At 45.4% G+C, this 14,061-nt stretch carries 21 protein-coding genes and 1 tRNA gene; 17 read left to right on the top strand and 5 right to left on the bottom strand.

The features are described 5' to 3' along the window. The first annotated feature begins 106 nt into the window (after positions 1-106). The 4 genes from PPA03S_RS23155 (at position 107) to PPA03S_RS23140 (ending at position 1,485) form a co-directional block, all read left to right on the top strand. Positions 107-406, top strand: a complete 300-nt coding sequence (locus PPA03S_RS23155; RefSeq protein ID WP_157284334.1) for an ABC transporter permease family protein — start codon at positions 107-109, stop codon at positions 404-406. A gap of 57 nt (positions 407-463) precedes the next feature. Next, the gene (locus PPA03S_RS23150; RefSeq protein ID WP_062326342.1) at positions 464-784 is read left to right on the top strand and encodes a DUF3889 domain-containing protein; all 321 of its coding nucleotides are present in this window, start codon (positions 464-466) and stop codon (positions 782-784) included. A 213-nt stretch (positions 785-997) separates the two neighbouring features. Further along, on the top strand, positions 998-1,210 hold the full coding sequence (locus tag PPA03S_RS23145) for a hypothetical protein (RefSeq protein ID WP_062326341.1): 213 nt from the start codon (positions 998-1,000) through the stop codon (positions 1,208-1,210). After that, positions 1,204-1,485 carry a hypothetical protein gene (locus tag PPA03S_RS23140; protein ID WP_062326340.1) on the top strand — a complete coding sequence of 94 codons (282 nt, stop codon included), beginning with the start codon at positions 1,204-1,206 and terminating at the stop codon, positions 1,483-1,485. The genes PPA03S_RS23145 and PPA03S_RS23140 overlap by 7 nt, the downstream gene beginning before the upstream one ends. 68 nt (positions 1,486-1,553) lie before the next feature. Here the strand turns inward: PPA03S_RS23140 and PPA03S_RS23135 are convergent, their stop codons facing one another. From PPA03S_RS23135 to PPA03S_RS23125, 3 genes are all read right to left on the bottom strand, one after another. Further along, a complete protein-coding gene (locus PPA03S_RS23135; protein ID WP_062326339.1) occupies positions 1,554-1,790 on the bottom strand; it encodes a DUF3892 domain-containing protein in 237 nt (78 codons plus the stop codon). A 119-nt stretch (positions 1,791-1,909) separates the two neighbouring features. Beyond that, the gene (locus tag PPA03S_RS23130; RefSeq protein ID WP_062326513.1) at positions 1,910-2,353 is read right to left on the bottom strand and encodes a GNAT family N-acetyltransferase; all 444 of its coding nucleotides are present in this window, start codon (positions 2,351-2,353) and stop codon (positions 1,910-1,912) included. Between the two features lie 235 nt (positions 2,354-2,588). After that, complete coding sequence (locus tag PPA03S_RS23125) at positions 2,589-2,849, bottom strand: hypothetical protein (protein WP_062326338.1); 261 nt, start codon at positions 2,847-2,849, stop codon at positions 2,589-2,591. 142 nt (positions 2,850-2,991) lie between these two features. Between PPA03S_RS23125 and PPA03S_RS23120 the strand changes: the two genes are divergently transcribed. The 10 genes from PPA03S_RS23120 to PPA03S_RS23080 all read left to right on the top strand — a co-directional run bounded on the left by PPA03S_RS23120 (position 2,992) and on the right by PPA03S_RS23080 (position 8,424). Beyond that, positions 2,992-3,064: transfer RNA gene (locus PPA03S_RS23120), tRNA-Val, on the top strand. A gap of 229 nt (positions 3,065-3,293) precedes the next feature. Further along, entirely contained in the window at positions 3,294-3,698 is a 405-nt protein-coding gene (locus tag PPA03S_RS23115; RefSeq protein WP_062326337.1) for a GNAT family N-acetyltransferase, read from the top strand. Positions 3,699-3,923: 225 nt separating this feature from the next. Continuing rightward, positions 3,924-4,343, top strand: a complete 420-nt coding sequence (locus tag PPA03S_RS23110) for an organic hydroperoxide resistance protein (RefSeq protein ID WP_062326512.1) — start codon at positions 3,924-3,926, stop codon at positions 4,341-4,343. 219 nt (positions 4,344-4,562) lie between these two features. Beyond that, a complete protein-coding gene (locus PPA03S_RS23105; RefSeq protein ID WP_062326336.1) occupies positions 4,563-5,123 on the top strand; it encodes a YdhK family protein in 561 nt (186 codons plus the stop codon). Positions 5,124-5,193: 70 nt separating this feature from the next. Then, positions 5,194-5,373: a hypothetical protein gene (locus PPA03S_RS23100; protein WP_062326335.1), complete on the top strand. Its 180-nt coding sequence runs from the start codon at positions 5,194-5,196 to the stop codon at positions 5,371-5,373. A 188-nt stretch (positions 5,374-5,561) separates the two neighbouring features. Beyond that, positions 5,562-6,176 carry a TetR/AcrR family transcriptional regulator gene (locus PPA03S_RS23095; protein ID WP_062326334.1) on the top strand — a complete coding sequence of 205 codons (615 nt, stop codon included), beginning with the start codon at positions 5,562-5,564 and terminating at the stop codon, positions 6,174-6,176. 6 nt (positions 6,177-6,182) lie between these two features. Further along, on the top strand, positions 6,183-6,923 hold the full coding sequence (locus PPA03S_RS23090) for an SDR family oxidoreductase (RefSeq protein WP_062326333.1): 741 nt from the start codon (positions 6,183-6,185) through the stop codon (positions 6,921-6,923). Between the two features lie 100 nt (positions 6,924-7,023). Further along, positions 7,024-7,224, top strand: a complete 201-nt coding sequence (locus PPA03S_RS32480; protein ID WP_082704281.1) for a hypothetical protein — start codon at positions 7,024-7,026, stop codon at positions 7,222-7,224. A 230-nt stretch (positions 7,225-7,454) separates the two neighbouring features. Further along, positions 7,455-8,009, top strand: a complete 555-nt coding sequence (locus PPA03S_RS23085; protein ID WP_062326332.1) for a stalk domain-containing protein — start codon at positions 7,455-7,457, stop codon at positions 8,007-8,009. Positions 8,010-8,106: 97 nt separating this feature from the next. After that, positions 8,107-8,424: a DUF1292 domain-containing protein gene (locus PPA03S_RS23080; protein ID WP_062326331.1), complete on the top strand. Its 318-nt coding sequence runs from the start codon at positions 8,107-8,109 to the stop codon at positions 8,422-8,424. 241 nt (positions 8,425-8,665) lie between these two features. On the opposite strand, the gene PPA03S_RS23075 is transcribed toward PPA03S_RS23080, so the two are convergent. Further along, complete coding sequence (locus PPA03S_RS23075) at positions 8,666-10,141, bottom strand: aminotransferase class I/II-fold pyridoxal phosphate-dependent enzyme (protein WP_062326510.1); 1,476 nt, start codon at positions 10,139-10,141, stop codon at positions 8,666-8,668. Positions 10,142-10,432: 291 nt separating this feature from the next. Between PPA03S_RS23075 and PPA03S_RS23070 the strand changes: the two genes are divergently transcribed. Then, entirely contained in the window at positions 10,433-11,725 is a 1,293-nt protein-coding gene (locus tag PPA03S_RS23070) for an MFS transporter (protein ID WP_062326330.1), read from the top strand. A 187-nt stretch (positions 11,726-11,912) separates the two neighbouring features. Here the strand turns inward: PPA03S_RS23070 and PPA03S_RS23065 are convergent, their stop codons facing one another. Further along, on the bottom strand, positions 11,913-12,539 hold the full coding sequence (locus PPA03S_RS23065; protein WP_062326329.1) for a YktB family protein: 627 nt from the start codon (positions 12,537-12,539) through the stop codon (positions 11,913-11,915). Positions 12,540-12,756: 217 nt separating this feature from the next. Here PPA03S_RS23065 and PPA03S_RS23060 point away from each other — a divergent pair, with 217 nt between their 5' ends. Together PPA03S_RS23060 and PPA03S_RS23055 are read left to right on the top strand one after the other, a co-directional pair. Next, positions 12,757-13,356: a YkzI domain-containing protein gene (locus PPA03S_RS23060; protein WP_062326508.1), complete on the top strand. Its 600-nt coding sequence runs from the start codon at positions 12,757-12,759 to the stop codon at positions 13,354-13,356. Between the two features lie 170 nt (positions 13,357-13,526). Beyond that, positions 13,527-14,061 (top strand): NAD(P)-binding domain-containing protein (locus PPA03S_RS23055; RefSeq protein WP_167666089.1); only part of this gene is annotated, 535 nt, incomplete at its 3' end.

Below are 14,061 nucleotides of genomic sequence, written 5' to 3'. Positions count from 1 at the left end.
ACTTCTCCCCTTGGTTATTTCCAATGCGGTAAATTTTATGTATAATCAAACATTCAAATGAACCCTTCGGTGATAAGAGAATCATGAAATGATAAAGGAGCAAGAGATGAACAGACGTTGGATAAAAATGGCATGGATCATGGTGATCCTGATGTACATAACTAGCTTTCCTGTAATAGCGTATGCTACGAGCGAGGTCCAAGTGGATGAACAAACGAGGCAATTGCTTGAAGAGAAGTACAATCTGGACCGGCCTGAGGAGCCTCGGATGCAAGACAACTTGTTTTCGGGGGATTGGGGTATGAGTTTCCGTTACAATACGGAGCTGGATGCGTTCGACAGGCTTATGCAGATCGTTCCCTTTTCATGGTTGCCGTTAGCCTGGGTCTTGCGTTTATTCGTGTAAAATGAAACCCCGACGGGCAGGATAACAGAAAACCTATTGCCCAAGGAGTGAGTGCACATGAAAAGGCTGATAATTACACTGATGACAGTGGTTTTAACTTTAACCGGATTAACAACAGCATCAGCTACCGCAGTTCCCGATTATGCAAAGTGGGGAATTATTGCAGTCAAAGAGACACAAACGAAGTACAACGCGGATATTTTGGATTACAAACACATTGGCCGCACCTCGTTAACAGCAGACCAATCCCGGGAACAGTTCAAATTATGGGTGCGTAACAAAGAGGGCAGACAATTTGCAGTATATGTAAATGTTGATTTTAATCCGTCTACACAACAACTGAAAAAGGTAGAATTCACTGAATCGGATCGACGTTGATCATACGTCTAGTCATGGAACTGAAGTGATGGGTTGATCGAGAGCTTCAACATTGAACAGAAGAATAGAAGGACAGAAGAACCAGACCTTCCCTTTACAGGTGATCGTCTGGTTTTTTTATTTTAATAAAATCCTTTTTTTAGTTATTGAATAAAGAACTTATGTTCGCATATAATAATAAAACAAACACATGTTCTTATTGGAGGGATGATTATGCTAGGGAAATATATTGGTCAGTTGGTGGAGCTCGTCTACATGGATCGTGCAGGGCATATTACACAGCGGCAGATTCGAATCAACAGTGTACGGGGAGGGAAGATTAGAGCATCCGCAGGGAAAGAGGGGGCACCCCGAACATTTCTGGAACAAGGTATTCTGGCATGGCGTCCCGTACTCCATAAGGAAGGGAAGGAAGAAATATGCTGAATGATTTTGAACGCAAAATTCTGCGGATTATTGTCAACTATGTTGGACAGCGCCGGCGTGTACCGCGAATGGATGAGCTCGAGAACAAGACGGGGAGAACCAAAGCAGTAATTCATGAGTCATTGCTGGAACTTGAGCGCAGGCAGCATATTGTGTGGGAGAACAAGTCTACACTGGAAGGCATACAAATTCTGCAGGCCTGGGAGCAGGAATCACAGCCCATTCGCAAAAGTCAGCCTGCTGGCGATGCCGTAAAATATTTTACGGATTACTAAGATGCAATAAGAAACGCCAACCCGGAATTACCGGATTGGCGCTTGTTGTGAAGCAACGTGCATCTATTTTAGAACATAGGAAGTTGATCGAGGTTATTGGTTGGGTCGCCGTCTGCGTCACCCCGAATGTACATTTCGCCATCTCTGCCTTTAAATACGTTCACACCGGCTATAGCTCCTGCTTTTACTTCTGCCAGTGCTTGTTGGTAATCCAGTACACGGCCTGCTGAAGTTTGGAACGCCGTTAGATCGCCGTCACCGTTTTTTTGTACTGCTGTGAAGCTTTCGCGTGTCGTTTGATCCATGATGTCACACTCTCCTTATCTGACCAAATAGGAATCTGGTTTCCTCTTTAGCCTGTCCAAATGCTAAGAAAGTATGTACCACATGACGATTTTACTAAGCCAAGACTAGGTTATAACGTTTATAAACTTTTTTTCATACGAACATGCAGAATGTCAGCATCATAAAAAGGCTCTTCCGAGATCACTTCATATCCCAGCTTCTCATAGAACGCCTGTGCCTGGCACTGAGCATCCAAAATAGAGTAGGCCAATCCCAGTTCGCGTGCCCGTTCTTCCATGGCTAACAGCAGCACACGCCCGTAGCCGAAAGCGCGATGAGATTCGAGTACAGCAATGCGCTGCATTTTCGCGGTATCCTTGGTGTAATAGATCAGACGACCTGTGGCTACGGCCTGCCCGTCTGTACTTAACAATACATGGTGCACATCAGGGCTAATGATATCATATTGATCAATTTCAATGTCAGCAGGCACTTGCTGCTCGATCACAAATACACGATTGCGAATTTCCAGCGCTTTCTGGAGTTGTTCTTCAGTCGTTATATAACTAATTTCAGCTGCCAATTCCATTCCTTCTTTCTGCTCTACGCTATCAGACTGAATTATACAAAAAAATGCTTTTCCTGTATAGTTAGTCTGGAACATACTGGGAGAGGTGGTGAGGCTCATGGGCATGGCAGGCGTGATGACAATCACACTTTTGATGTCGGCCGGGATGATTGCTTTGTTATATTATGTGACCAAGAAGGCGTACTCCAAAAAGTGGGACGAAGAAGAGTGAAATGCAACGCTGAATTCCTCAGGGTAAGACTTCAACGTTGCCTTGTGGGGAGTAAACGTCATGCACGACAGACTTGGAATACACATCCAGCCAAACAGGCAGGTCATCATTAACCTCATTGGGCTGCTGCATTTGTTGAAATTGTACGGTATGTTCATCCCGTTCTAAACTGCATCCGACCGCAGCGCTGATTAATATAACAAGCGCAAGTAAACAGGCTGCGTTTTTAGCTGCTATGTATGAACGTACCTTTACCTTGCCTTCTCTCATGTTCCTCATTTGGAATTCACCTCGTAGTTAAATGGTAATCCTTCTTTATTGTGCACCAATTCGAATAAAATATTACCAATAAAACGATTGACAATGAACACGGTTACTTGGTATGATACTGTTACTTGATTGGAAAACAATTAGATATCATGATCTGTTAGCTCAGCTGGGAGAGCACTATCTTGACAGGGTAGGGGTCAGTGGTTCGAGCCCACTACAGATCATACGCAAGAAGCCTTACGATGTGAGGCTTCTTTTCTTTTTTTCGCCAAGCGGGTAACGTTGTGTCTTTTGGTAAAGGTATAAACAGCTTGTCATTCATTTTCTGCGCGGAGGGTTACCCGTCTGGGTAGAGGTCGTGGGTGATACATCTTCGTTCAGGCTTACTTCAATGTGCCCAGATGAAAGTGATATTTGGAGCAACTGATTACAGGGAAAGAGGGAGAACAGGCGATGAATACGATCATTTATTCAGTGGAACCACCTAAGGATTTCGAACAATTGCTTGCTCTATATGAAGCTTTGGACTGGAACTTGTTAAATCTGACTCTCAAAGATTTGGAACGCATGTGCATCAATAGCTGGTATGCCTTATATGCATATGAGAAACAACGCCTTGTCGGCATGGGACGCATCATTTCGGACGGAGTGATCACAGGCGTGATATGCGGAGTATGCGTCCTGCCTGACTATCAATCTCAAGGAATCGGCAAGACATTGATGCAGCAAATGGTAGAGCATTGCGAGGCTAACCAAGTGATTCCACAATTGCTATGCTCTGAGGGGTTGGAATCCTATTATGCACAACTGGGATTTGAGAGATTTACGATTGGCATGAAGAAAAATATAAATCGATAGTGGCTGATATCAGCCCAAAAATAACGTCTGTTCAGGTGCTGTCCATGCACGTGTGGGATGGCATCAGAATATTACAAGAGTCGCTTAAGAGGCTGGCTCTTTTTTTGTTTTTCTAAAACAGTTTACAAACAAAATTAAATTGTGTACAATTAATTTGTTAACAAATAGAAAACGATAAATGAAATTTAACCAATACATTTCAATGATGAAGAGGAGCCAATGATTATGAAAACATTATATGAAACTACAGTCATCAATACAGGTGGACGTCAAGGGATCGTACAATCGCCGGATAATGTGTTTATGCTCGATGTTGCTGCACCACCTGAGTTGGGAGGCAAGGTGACGACAGCTACGAATCCGGAGCAGTTGTTTGCAGCAGGATATAGTGCTTGCTTTAATTCAGCGTTGGAATTTCAATTGAAGAAACATCAAGTAGAAATTGAAAGAAGTACCGTAGCTGCAACAGTCATGTTGGTGACGGACCCCGAGGATAATGGTGTGAAGCTTCAAGTAGAGCTGGAAGTTAAAATTCTTGGTCTGGATGAAGAGACGGCACAAAAATTTGTCAAACTTGCGCATGACTACTGCCCATATTCCAAAGGGATCAAAGGTAACGTCAACGTTACTGTAGGACTTGCGTAATCATTTTCATACCTTAGCGTTTTGCATGATTCGCTCTTTGGATTTATAGCAAATGCTCACCTATACAAAGCCTTCGAGAAATCGGAGGTTTTTTCGTTTTATCATTTACTTTTCCAAAATATCGATATAGACAAAGGTACCTAACTTGATTAAAATATACCCGCATGGGGTATATCATAGTATTGAAGTTAAAGCGGAAAATCCAAAGGAGAGTAACCCATGAAAAAATACGTAATGATATTGCTGACTACGGTAATCACGGGCAGTCTGATATTAAGTGGATGTGGCAAAAATGCTGAGCAGAATAATAGCAGTAGTGACAGTCATATAGCGAGCACAGGAGAGATGCACCACTCTGATTCGGGAGATTTACCGGAAGGGCTTCAGGAAAAGAAAAATCCTACATATCCAGTAGGCAGCCATGCTGTTATGAACACGGACCATATGGCTGGAATGAAGGGTGCAGAAGCAACGATAGTGGGGGCCTATGAGACAACGGCCTATGCGGTGTCATATGTACCTACCACGGGAGGAGATCCGGTTAAAAATCATAAATGGGTCATTCAGGAGGAAATTCAGGATCATACGGATCAACCGTATGCAGCAGGAGCAGAAGTTGTGCTGGATGCTGACCACATGCCAGGAATGAAAGGTGTCAAAGCAACCATTGATTCGGCGGAACAGACTACTGTATATATGGTGGATTACACACCAACAACAGGTGGAGATCCGGTGAAAAATCACAAATGGGTCACGGAAGAAGAATTATCTGTCAAATAAGAAAAATTCTTATTCAATTATAGGTTATAATGGAAAGATAAAACTTAAGCTGCTGGAAAGGGGAATGTATATGATGGACTTCAGCAAGCCACCCCATGCCTCCGAGTCACATACACACAAACAGCGTCATGATGAACATGAACAACAGCTTTTATCCGGAGGAAAAAGCATGTGGTGGGAAATCAGTAACTGGCTAATCCTCGGCGGGATTCTTGTGGTCATCTTTGTATTGTTTAAATATGTATTCTAGAAAAGTGTGTAAAAACAACAATAAGAAATGGGCCCGGAAAATGGGCCCATTTTTTTATGCGTTACAGACTAATCCTCAAAACACAATAAATAACAAATGACAAAAATCAATTATTGTCATTTGTTATTTATTGTGTTAATCTAATTTCAACGGAGGTGACTCGAGGATGGTGTAACCATCTCATTCGTATGGACAAAACACAAACTTCTGAATTCTTAACCAAAGAACAAATTATTGCGGCAACGCAGGAGACCCTTCGGCGCTATGGAGTTGCCAAAACATCGGTTACCGATGTCGCTAAGTTGCTCGGGGTCAGTCATGGAACCATTTACAGACATTATAAAAGCAAGAAAGAATTACTGGAGGGCGTAACCGCAAAATGGCTCGAAGATGAGATTATTGCACCTCTGACGACGATAACGCAGGATCAGCACTACATCGGAGAAGGAATCCAACATCTGAAGGTATATATAGAAGCATTAATGGATCGTAAACGTCACCATGCCGAATCCGATGCAGAGTTGTTTGCGATGTATGCACGTGTTACACAGGAATCCGCAGATATTATCAACAAACATGTACAACATCTCGTAAGTCATTTGAGCGAGATCATCCAGCAAGAGCGGCAATTCAATTTCAATCACCCCGATCAGGTAGCAACGGCAATTCTACAAGCTACAGCTCGTTTTCACCATCCGGCACACGCCTATGAGTGGCAAAGCCCTAACATTGATGCAGAATTTGCCCAAGTATGGTTGTTGATAGAAAAGGGATTATTACATTTGGATGAAGAGAGGAAGTAATTGAAAATGAAAAAGCTAACAGGTAAAGTGGCCATTGTAACAGGCTCATCCCGGGGAATCGGACGTGCCATTGCGGAGCAACTCGCTGAATTGGGCGCGGATGTCGTCATCAATTACGCGAATAGTCCAGACAAAGCGGAGCAAGTGGCGGATATCGCTCGCCAAAAAGGAGTTCGTGCCATTACGGTTCAGGCCGATCTTGCACGGAAGGAAGATGTGGAGCGTTTATTTTCCGAAACGATCAGCCAGCTTGGTAAAATCGATATACTGATCAACAATGCAGGCATCATGAAGACATCGCCTCTGGCAGATGTAACGGAGGAAGAATTTGATCAGCAGTTTGCAATCAATGTGAAAGGAACATTCTTTGCTTGTCAGCAAGCACTGAAGCACATGGAGATGCAGGGCCGAATTGTTAATTTTTCTACCTCAGTAACGGGACAAATGTTTCCGGGATACAGCGTATACGCTGGAACCAAAGGAGCAGTGGAGCAGATTACCCGTCAGCTTGCGAAGGAGTTTGGCTCCAGACAGATTACTATTAATTCCGTAGCACCCGGTCCGGTGAATACCGAACTGTTCTCCGTCGGGAAGACGGAGCAGCAGCTCGAAGGGCTTCGTAAAATGAATGCATTTGGTCGTCTGGGCGAACCGGAAGACATCGCGAATGTAATCTCCTTCCTCGTTAGTGAGGAGTCTCAGTGGATTACAGGACAGACACTGCGCGCGAACGGCGGCTTCATTTAACGAACTCGTGTACGAAGTTTATTCCTTTTGACACACAACTGGGCGAATCCCCATATGATGCATGATATCAACAAGCACTTGGGGAAATGGGGAATCCGGGATGGCAAAAGCGAAGGGAAAGAAGGCTCCCGCGTTAAAGAGTGACAAACTCCGTGTATCCATGAAGTTGGTCACGTCGGATGTATGCGAGCGCTGCAAGACACCCTGTACACGAGGAATGGATTATGCAGCACGGATGCGAACAGAAGGTGCTGTGGGCAAAGGCGTCCCATGTATACTGACGCGTCATACTTCTTCGTAGGTATAGTTGAACACTTTGATTAACCGGGAACAAGTTCGTATAATTACGCATTTCCAATAACCATACTATAGGGGCATCCTTTCCCAAGGATTGCCTCTTTTTGATCGTTCCAAGGGGTGGAAGAAATTCTGGATAAAAAATGAAAAATGATGAAAAACAGCGCAACTTTGTGGATGAACCTGCAGTATAAATGTACAACAGCTAGCAGCAGGGGAGGGAATATTGACGGAATGAAATGGAAAAGAATTTTGCTGTGTGTCACGGTATTCTCCTTGCTCGGCGGGTCTTTATTGTTTGCGGATTCAGTGAACGAGAAGATTCGGGTTCTCATAAACGGCAAGGAAGCAGCTGACGGTGGTTATCTGATTGACGGAACGACCTATGTACCTGTAAGGGAAGCGGGCGGAATCGCCAAATGGGATAGCAGCAACAAGAGAGTAACGGTGATCAAACCGAATGTACATATTTTTCTCTTCAAGGGAGATACCGTATTTGGTAATGTTAATGTGGGCAAGCTTAAATTTAATGTGTTCTCACAAGTGGACAGTTTAACAACGGATATCGCTGCTGTGAAGGTGACGATTACCAATCCAAGTGGTGAGGTTAAGGATATTCAGTCCCAGGAACTAAAGACACAGAAGGACAACTTCTGGTTCCGTACGTATGATTTTACGTATGATTTCAGCCGGGCTGGAAAGTACCAAGTTGGTTTTTATATTAAAGAAAATGCAAACAGTAACTATGTGCTTGTAACCGAGAAAATCATTACCGCGCTGAACGATTGAGGCGAAAATAACCTTGTCGGTTAAATTGACCTGGGTCATTGAACATGTTACGATATGCAAGGTTACACAATTTCTATTTATAAAGCGAGGTATTTCAATGAGCGATCACACACATGAACACGGCGATGCCTGCGGATGCGGTCAAGACCATGACCACGACCACGAGCATGAAGAAGTTCTTCTGACACTGACAGACGAGAACGGAAATGACGTGGAGATGGTTTTGGTGGAGACGTTTGACGTGGAGAAGCATGTTTATGCGCTCCTGCTGGAACGTAACAATCCTGAAGCTGACGGTATCATTCTGCGTATGGAAGAAGAAGACGAAGAAATGGTGCTCTACAATATTGAAGACGAAGAAGAGTGGGCCCGCGTTGAAGCGGCGTACAACGAACTCGTTGCAAGCCAAGAGTAGTCAACCTTTTGGAATAAAGCATGAAGGCTCCTTGTTATCAAGGGGTCTTTTGTTTGTTTTTTCACCATTTTATATGTTTTTCTCTTCATAAGAAACGATAAAATAGGTGGGAAAATGCAAATGCGTCAACGTTAATAATTCAAGTCAGGTCAAAGACAGGGCCATGCTGCATTCGAAAAATAAAAGGACCAAGCACAGGCCTGGTCCCTTGAAAAATCATCCACAATTGGAAGTGGGTGATTTAGAAAATGGCATCTGCTTCCACAATAACCTTGACGTTGGTTACGCTGCGGTCTTCGGGTCCTTTTACAGGAAGTCCAACTTCTACATGATCAATAATGTAGTCGATATTCTCCTGGGTAATAACCTCACCTGGCAGCAGAATTGGAATTCCTGGTGGATAGACGTAGATGAATTCCGAGATAATTCGGCCCGCGGATTCCTTGAAAGGAATGACTTCGGTATCCCCATAGAACGCATCACGCGGAGTCAGCATCAGCTGAGGCACATCCGGAACCTTGACTACCAGTTCATGGGCAGGATTCACCTGATAATAGGTACGGGATAGATCTTGCAGAGCGCTTAGCAAGATATCTACGGAATCATCCGTATCTCCAGGCGTAATGAGGCACAGAATATTATACATATCACTGAGTTCCACCTCGATGTTGTAATGCTCACGCAGCCAGTTCTCTGTTTCGTAACCCGTAATACCGAGGTGACGCACATGAATGGTTACTTTGGTTGGGTCGTAATTAAAAGTTGCCTCTGTGCCCAGCAGCTCTTTGCCGAAGCAATACAGGCCGTCCATATCGTTAATGGAGCGTCTTGCAAACTCAGCCAAATCAATGGCTTTCTGTGCCATCTGATGGCCATTCAGCGCCAGATTGCGTCTCGACGTGTCGAGTGAAGCGAGCAGAATGTAAGAAGTCGACGTTGAAGTCAACATACTTAGAATGGTTTGTACACGTTGCGGATTCACGAATCCATTCTTCGTGTTCAGGTTGAGTACGGAACTCTGAGTCATCGAACCACCCAGCTTGTGTACACTCGTTGCGGCCATATCAGCCCCTGCAGCCATGGCAGAGAGCGGCAGATCTTCATGGAAATGAATGAGGACGCCATGCGCTTCATCCACCAGTACAGGAACTTGATAGCTGTGTGCCAGTTCAACGATTTCTTTCAGATCGGTACATACACCGAAGTACGTTGGGTTAATGACCAGTAATGCCTTGGCGTCGGGATGACGCTCAAGTGCACGTCGGATGGCCCCCGTAGTGACACCGTGATCGATTCCCAGGTTGGCATCCTGCGCAGGAGAGACGAACACGGGCTTCGCTCCTGAGAAAATAATGGCAGACATGACCGATTTGTGCACATTACGGGGCACAATAATCTTGTCACCAGGTTCACATACGGACAGAATCATAGTCATGATGGCACTGCTTGTGCCTTGTACACTAAAATAGGTATAATCGGCTCCGAAGGCATCGGCTGCCAAAATCTGCGCTTCCTCGATGACACCGGTTGGTTGATGCAAATCATCCAGTGGTGCGATGTTAATCAAATCTATGGAGAGGGCATTATCGCCGATAAATTCACGAAATTCGGTATCCGTTCCCAATCCTTTTTTATGTCCCGGAATATGAAATTGCACCGGATTGAGTGCCGCGTGATTTTTTAAAGCGGTAAACAGCGGCGTACGGCGGTGATCCATCAGTGCTGTCACAACCTTTCCTAATTATGATTTGTAAGAAAAACGTCTTTCGACGTAAATTCTATGAAGATAGACCGCATTAGCGGAAGTTTTTCTTGCGATCACGGAATAGTTCAGCTTCGCTGAAACTCATCATTTTGTAATCTCAAACAAAGATGAGTATAGCAAATGTAGAACGATATGCAAGCAGTATTGCTTGACAAATTTTCGAATTGCCGAGATTTGGTCACATCCTCTAGGGTTACAGTAAGGGTAGGAGATGGGCAAGCAAGCACCGAAAGGGGAAAAAGAATGCAAACCAATACAAAACCAGCCAAAATCCTGCGCTCACCTTTTTTTATCGCCATGTGGCTAACACTTTTTCTAGTTGAAATTATCAAAGGGGCCCTGCTGGTCGCTATTCTGCCCGTCTATATGGACAATATTCTGGGCCTGTCGGCTGGTGTGATTGGTGTGGCCTTTGCCCTTCAATATCTGGGGGATAATCTGTTTCGGGCTCCCTCCGGCTGGGCAGCAGAACGAATCGGGTTCCGTGCGACTATGGTGACGGCACTCATCTGTACTTTGATTGCTGTAATTATGATTATATTTTTCAAAAGTGCATTCGGACTTGCCGTGGCTTGTCTCATCCTCGGTATCGGTACGGCACCCCTTTGGCCTTGTGCCATGACAGGCGTAACAGCGATGTCGGGGCCGCAGAATAAGAACGGTACAGCAATGGGCGCGCTGGAAATGGCGGCTCTTGGGGGAACCGGACTTGGGCCGATCGGCATGAACTGGCTGCTGGAGCGGACGAATCACGATTATCGCACCATTTTCCTGGTGTTGATGGGTGTTGCAGTTCTGGTCATTCTGGTCGCCTTGATACTTCCCGGACGTGTCATTGTAGAGGGTGAACATACAGAAGAAGATTCCAAGCGGGCAGATATGAAATATCCGGCCAAACCAAATATTCTTACGCCTTTCATCCGACTCAAAAATAGTGTCCAGGGCACATTGCAGCGGGTACGCAGTACCCTTAATGTGAATCCGCTCGTATATCCTGCATTGTTCATGCAGTCCTTTGTCATAGGTCTGCTCAGCCCGGTGATAACGCTGTACACTCGCACAGATCTTCACATCTCACCCAACTTGTACAGTTTGTTGCTGATCGCGGGTGGAGGCATTACGGTCATTGCACTGCTGCCTGTGGGGAAAATGGTAGATCGGTTCGGAACGGCCCCGTTCCTGAACATTGGTTTTTTGATGGCAGCAGTGAGTCTGTTTGCTTTTTCCTCCATTACGTCCATTCCTGTCGTGTTCGGTGTCGTCATGCTGGTGGGTGTCAGCTATGCGATGATTCTTCCGGCCTGGAATGCGTTTGTGGCCACTTTGATTCCCAAAGGAGAGCGCGGAGCGATCTGGGGATTCTTCCTGACCCTTCAGGGATCAGGCATGGTCGTAGGGCCGATTGTATCCGGGCTGTTATGGGATCACATTAGTCATCCGGCTCCATTTATCGGAAGTGCAGTCGTTATGGCAGGACTTGCGGTTGTGCATTATGTGTTATCACGTAAACCGTATCGAACAGCGCCTGCCAAATGATTTGATTGAACATTTAAGTTGATAAAGATCATGTAGCCGGAAAAGGGAGTTCCACCAACGATACAGGTGGGGGAACTCCCTTTTTGGTGCAGCATGGCGCATACAGGTAGTTGACGACAGAAACGTAGTCTGCCCGCCGAGCAGATCCTTTCTGAATCAAACGGTTATCGTCTCCCGCAATGTCCACTTACGATAAAGACATCTTGTACAGTGGCAGCAGCGTTTTAAACGTGGAACGAACCGTTTCCAGAAATTTGTCCCCATCGGCAGTAAGCGGATCATCCCGATCAATTCGCAGTCCGCACATGACCTCTGCTTTTTTCACTGTTTTTAGCTTGGTGATGATTTTGTCATAATCCTCACCCTGCATGTCCTTTTGCAGTGTACCGTGAGGAGCCATATGATCCATGGACCAATAGTACTCCCCGGGCAGATTGCTGCGTACTTCATCCAACTGTCGTTCGAGCCCTTCGGCAAATGTTGTTTTGTTCGGACTTTCGTAGATGATGGCGAAAATAACAAAAACATGTGTATCGAACATGCCCACTTCAAAGTGAGGCAGTGCTTTATAACCACGCTTGGACGAAGCCCAGGCGACCCATGTATCTTTCGGAGGATTGACGGTACGGCGCGCGTGTTTCGCAACATGCACAAACATCTCTTCTCCGCATAATTCACTCAGATAAGGCGTAAGTTCAGCACCGAGCTCTTCCAGCTTTGGTCGAACACGTTCGATTAGCATTTCCATACGCGGTTCCAGTCCCGGAATCTGAAATACATCGAAATCATTACTTTTAAAGCCTGAGAAAGTCATCTGCAGCCCTCCATTTCGCGTCCATTATATCATGAAAATCGGGGGCTTGCCCCTGTGCTCCTGCGGAAACGTACGGTCCTTTGCTTCATTCGGTGAAAAATAGTCAAATAACCAAGTACCCTTACATAAAATGAAGTATAAAATAGGGTAAGCCGATTGAGAAGAAGCGATGGAAGAAGATGGCCGGAGCACATCCGGTACAGATGGAGGGAGTGCCGTGAATAAGAGTTATGAAGTTGAATATTGCAATCTGGAGCTGCGGTTCAACCGTCGGCATATCCAAAATTTGATCAAAGACCTAATTCGTGAGGGGTATTCACTATATTGGAGCGAGGACGAATCCTTTTTTATCCTGTCAGTCCGCACCGGACGCAAGCTGGTAAAGCTCCGTTTTCAACAGACACGCAGTGGGAATTACAAGATGACGGGAGATTACATTATCAAGGACGCGAAGCTTGCGGAATGGCTGGAGAAGCTGATTGGGGATACTCGTGGGCATGCGGTGGTCAAACGGTTTAAGGATCAGCAGATGACCGTGGAGAATATTTTGTTTGGGGAAGTCATTCGTCTTGTGGAAGTATCCGGGTTCAAACAGCGTGTCATTTTTCAAAAGGAACCTGCGCCGACGGCGGAAGAGATGGAAGAAATGTTCCTCTCGCGCGAAGGCGAGGAGCGGCTCATGCTGCTTCGCATGGAAGTGGACGATGAATTGGAGCGTCTGTACGCAGCCATTCAACTAAATAACGTCGAAAAGGCGAATGCCTGTCGTGAAGTTTTAAAACAGTTGTCAGGGCATATGTTAATGCTGGAAGGTTGAATATCATGCTGTATTTATGAAAATACGATGAACACCTCGGGAGATTGGGGTGTTTTCTCGTTGTGCGACCAAGGTCCGGGGTTCACTTCTATGCATAAAACCGTTAAAATGGGGGTATTGTTGAGAATTCATTTCAATAAAATTAATTGGAGCAAAGGATGGAGGACCAGATGGCAAAACAACAGATCGGTGTCATTGGACTTGCAGTAATGGGCAAAAATTTGGCCCTTAACATTGAAAGCAGAGGTTTCACGGTATCGGTATTTAACCGTTCCCCGGAGAAAACCAACGATCTTCTGAAAGAAGCCGAAGGTAAAAATCTGACAGGCACATTCTCCATTGAAGAGTTTGTGGCATCCCTGGAATCCCCACGCAAAATCCTGATCATGGTACAAGCGGGTAAAGCAACAGACGCAACCATTGAACAACTGCTTCCTCATTTGGATGAGGGTGACATCATCATTGATGGTGGTAACGCCTACTTCCCTGATACCCAACGTCGCAGCAAAGAGCTGGAAGACAAAGGCATTCGCTTCATCGGTACAGGTGTATCCGGTGGAGAAGAAGGCGCACTGAAAGGCCCTTCTATTATGCCAGGCGGACAGGAAAGTGCGTACAAGCTGGTTGAACCGATCCTGACAGCCATTTCGGCCAAAGTCGGAGACGATCCTTGTTGTACATATATCGGACCAGACGGTGCCGGGC

Source organism: Paenibacillus pabuli NBRC 13638 (genome assembly GCF_001514495.1).
GTDB lineage: Bacteria > Bacillota > Bacilli > Paenibacillales > Paenibacillaceae > Paenibacillus > Paenibacillus pabuli.
Note: the sequence above shows the minus strand (reverse complement) of the source record. Positions and strands in the feature narration are given on the sequence as shown.

Excerpts from the sequence above, each read along its gene's own strand:
- PPA03S_RS23155 (WP_157284334.1), top strand. The coding sequence starts at position 107 with ATGAACAGACGTTGGATAAAAATGGCATGGATCATGGTGATCCTGATG.
- PPA03S_RS23150 (WP_062326342.1), top strand. The coding sequence starts at position 464 with ATGAAAAGGCTGATAATTACACTGATGACAGTGGTTTTAACTTTAACC.
- PPA03S_RS23145 (WP_062326341.1), top strand. The coding sequence starts at position 998 with ATGCTAGGGAAATATATTGGTCAGTTGGTGGAGCTCGTCTACATGGAT.
- PPA03S_RS23140 (WP_062326340.1), top strand. The coding sequence starts at position 1,204 with ATGCTGAATGATTTTGAACGCAAAATTCTGCGGATTATTGTCAACTAT.
- PPA03S_RS23135 (WP_062326339.1), bottom strand. The coding sequence starts at position 1,790 with ATGGATCAAACGACACGCGAAAGCTTCACAGCAGTACAAAAAAACGGT.
- PPA03S_RS23125 (WP_062326338.1), bottom strand. The coding sequence starts at position 2,849 with ATGAGGAACATGAGAGAAGGCAAGGTAAAGGTACGTTCATACATAGCA.
- PPA03S_RS23115 (WP_062326337.1), top strand. The coding sequence starts at position 3,294 with ATGAATACGATCATTTATTCAGTGGAACCACCTAAGGATTTCGAACAA.
- PPA03S_RS23110 (WP_062326512.1), top strand. The coding sequence starts at position 3,924 with ATGAAAACATTATATGAAACTACAGTCATCAATACAGGTGGACGTCAA.
- PPA03S_RS23105 (WP_062326336.1), top strand. The coding sequence starts at position 4,563 with ATGAAAAAATACGTAATGATATTGCTGACTACGGTAATCACGGGCAGT.
- PPA03S_RS23100 (WP_062326335.1), top strand. The coding sequence starts at position 5,194 with ATGATGGACTTCAGCAAGCCACCCCATGCCTCCGAGTCACATACACAC.
- PPA03S_RS23095 (WP_062326334.1), top strand. The coding sequence starts at position 5,562 with ATGGACAAAACACAAACTTCTGAATTCTTAACCAAAGAACAAATTATT.
- PPA03S_RS23090 (WP_062326333.1), top strand. The coding sequence starts at position 6,183 with ATGAAAAAGCTAACAGGTAAAGTGGCCATTGTAACAGGCTCATCCCGG.
- PPA03S_RS32480 (WP_082704281.1), top strand. The coding sequence starts at position 7,024 with ATGGCAAAAGCGAAGGGAAAGAAGGCTCCCGCGTTAAAGAGTGACAAA.
- PPA03S_RS23085 (WP_062326332.1), top strand. The coding sequence starts at position 7,455 with ATGAAATGGAAAAGAATTTTGCTGTGTGTCACGGTATTCTCCTTGCTC.
- PPA03S_RS23080 (WP_062326331.1), top strand. The coding sequence starts at position 8,107 with ATGAGCGATCACACACATGAACACGGCGATGCCTGCGGATGCGGTCAA.
- PPA03S_RS23075 (WP_062326510.1), bottom strand. The coding sequence starts at position 10,141 with ATGGATCACCGCCGTACGCCGCTGTTTACCGCTTTAAAAAATCACGCG.
- PPA03S_RS23070 (WP_062326330.1), top strand. The coding sequence starts at position 10,433 with ATGCAAACCAATACAAAACCAGCCAAAATCCTGCGCTCACCTTTTTTT.
- PPA03S_RS23065 (WP_062326329.1), bottom strand. The coding sequence starts at position 12,539 with ATGACTTTCTCAGGCTTTAAAAGTAATGATTTCGATGTATTTCAGATT.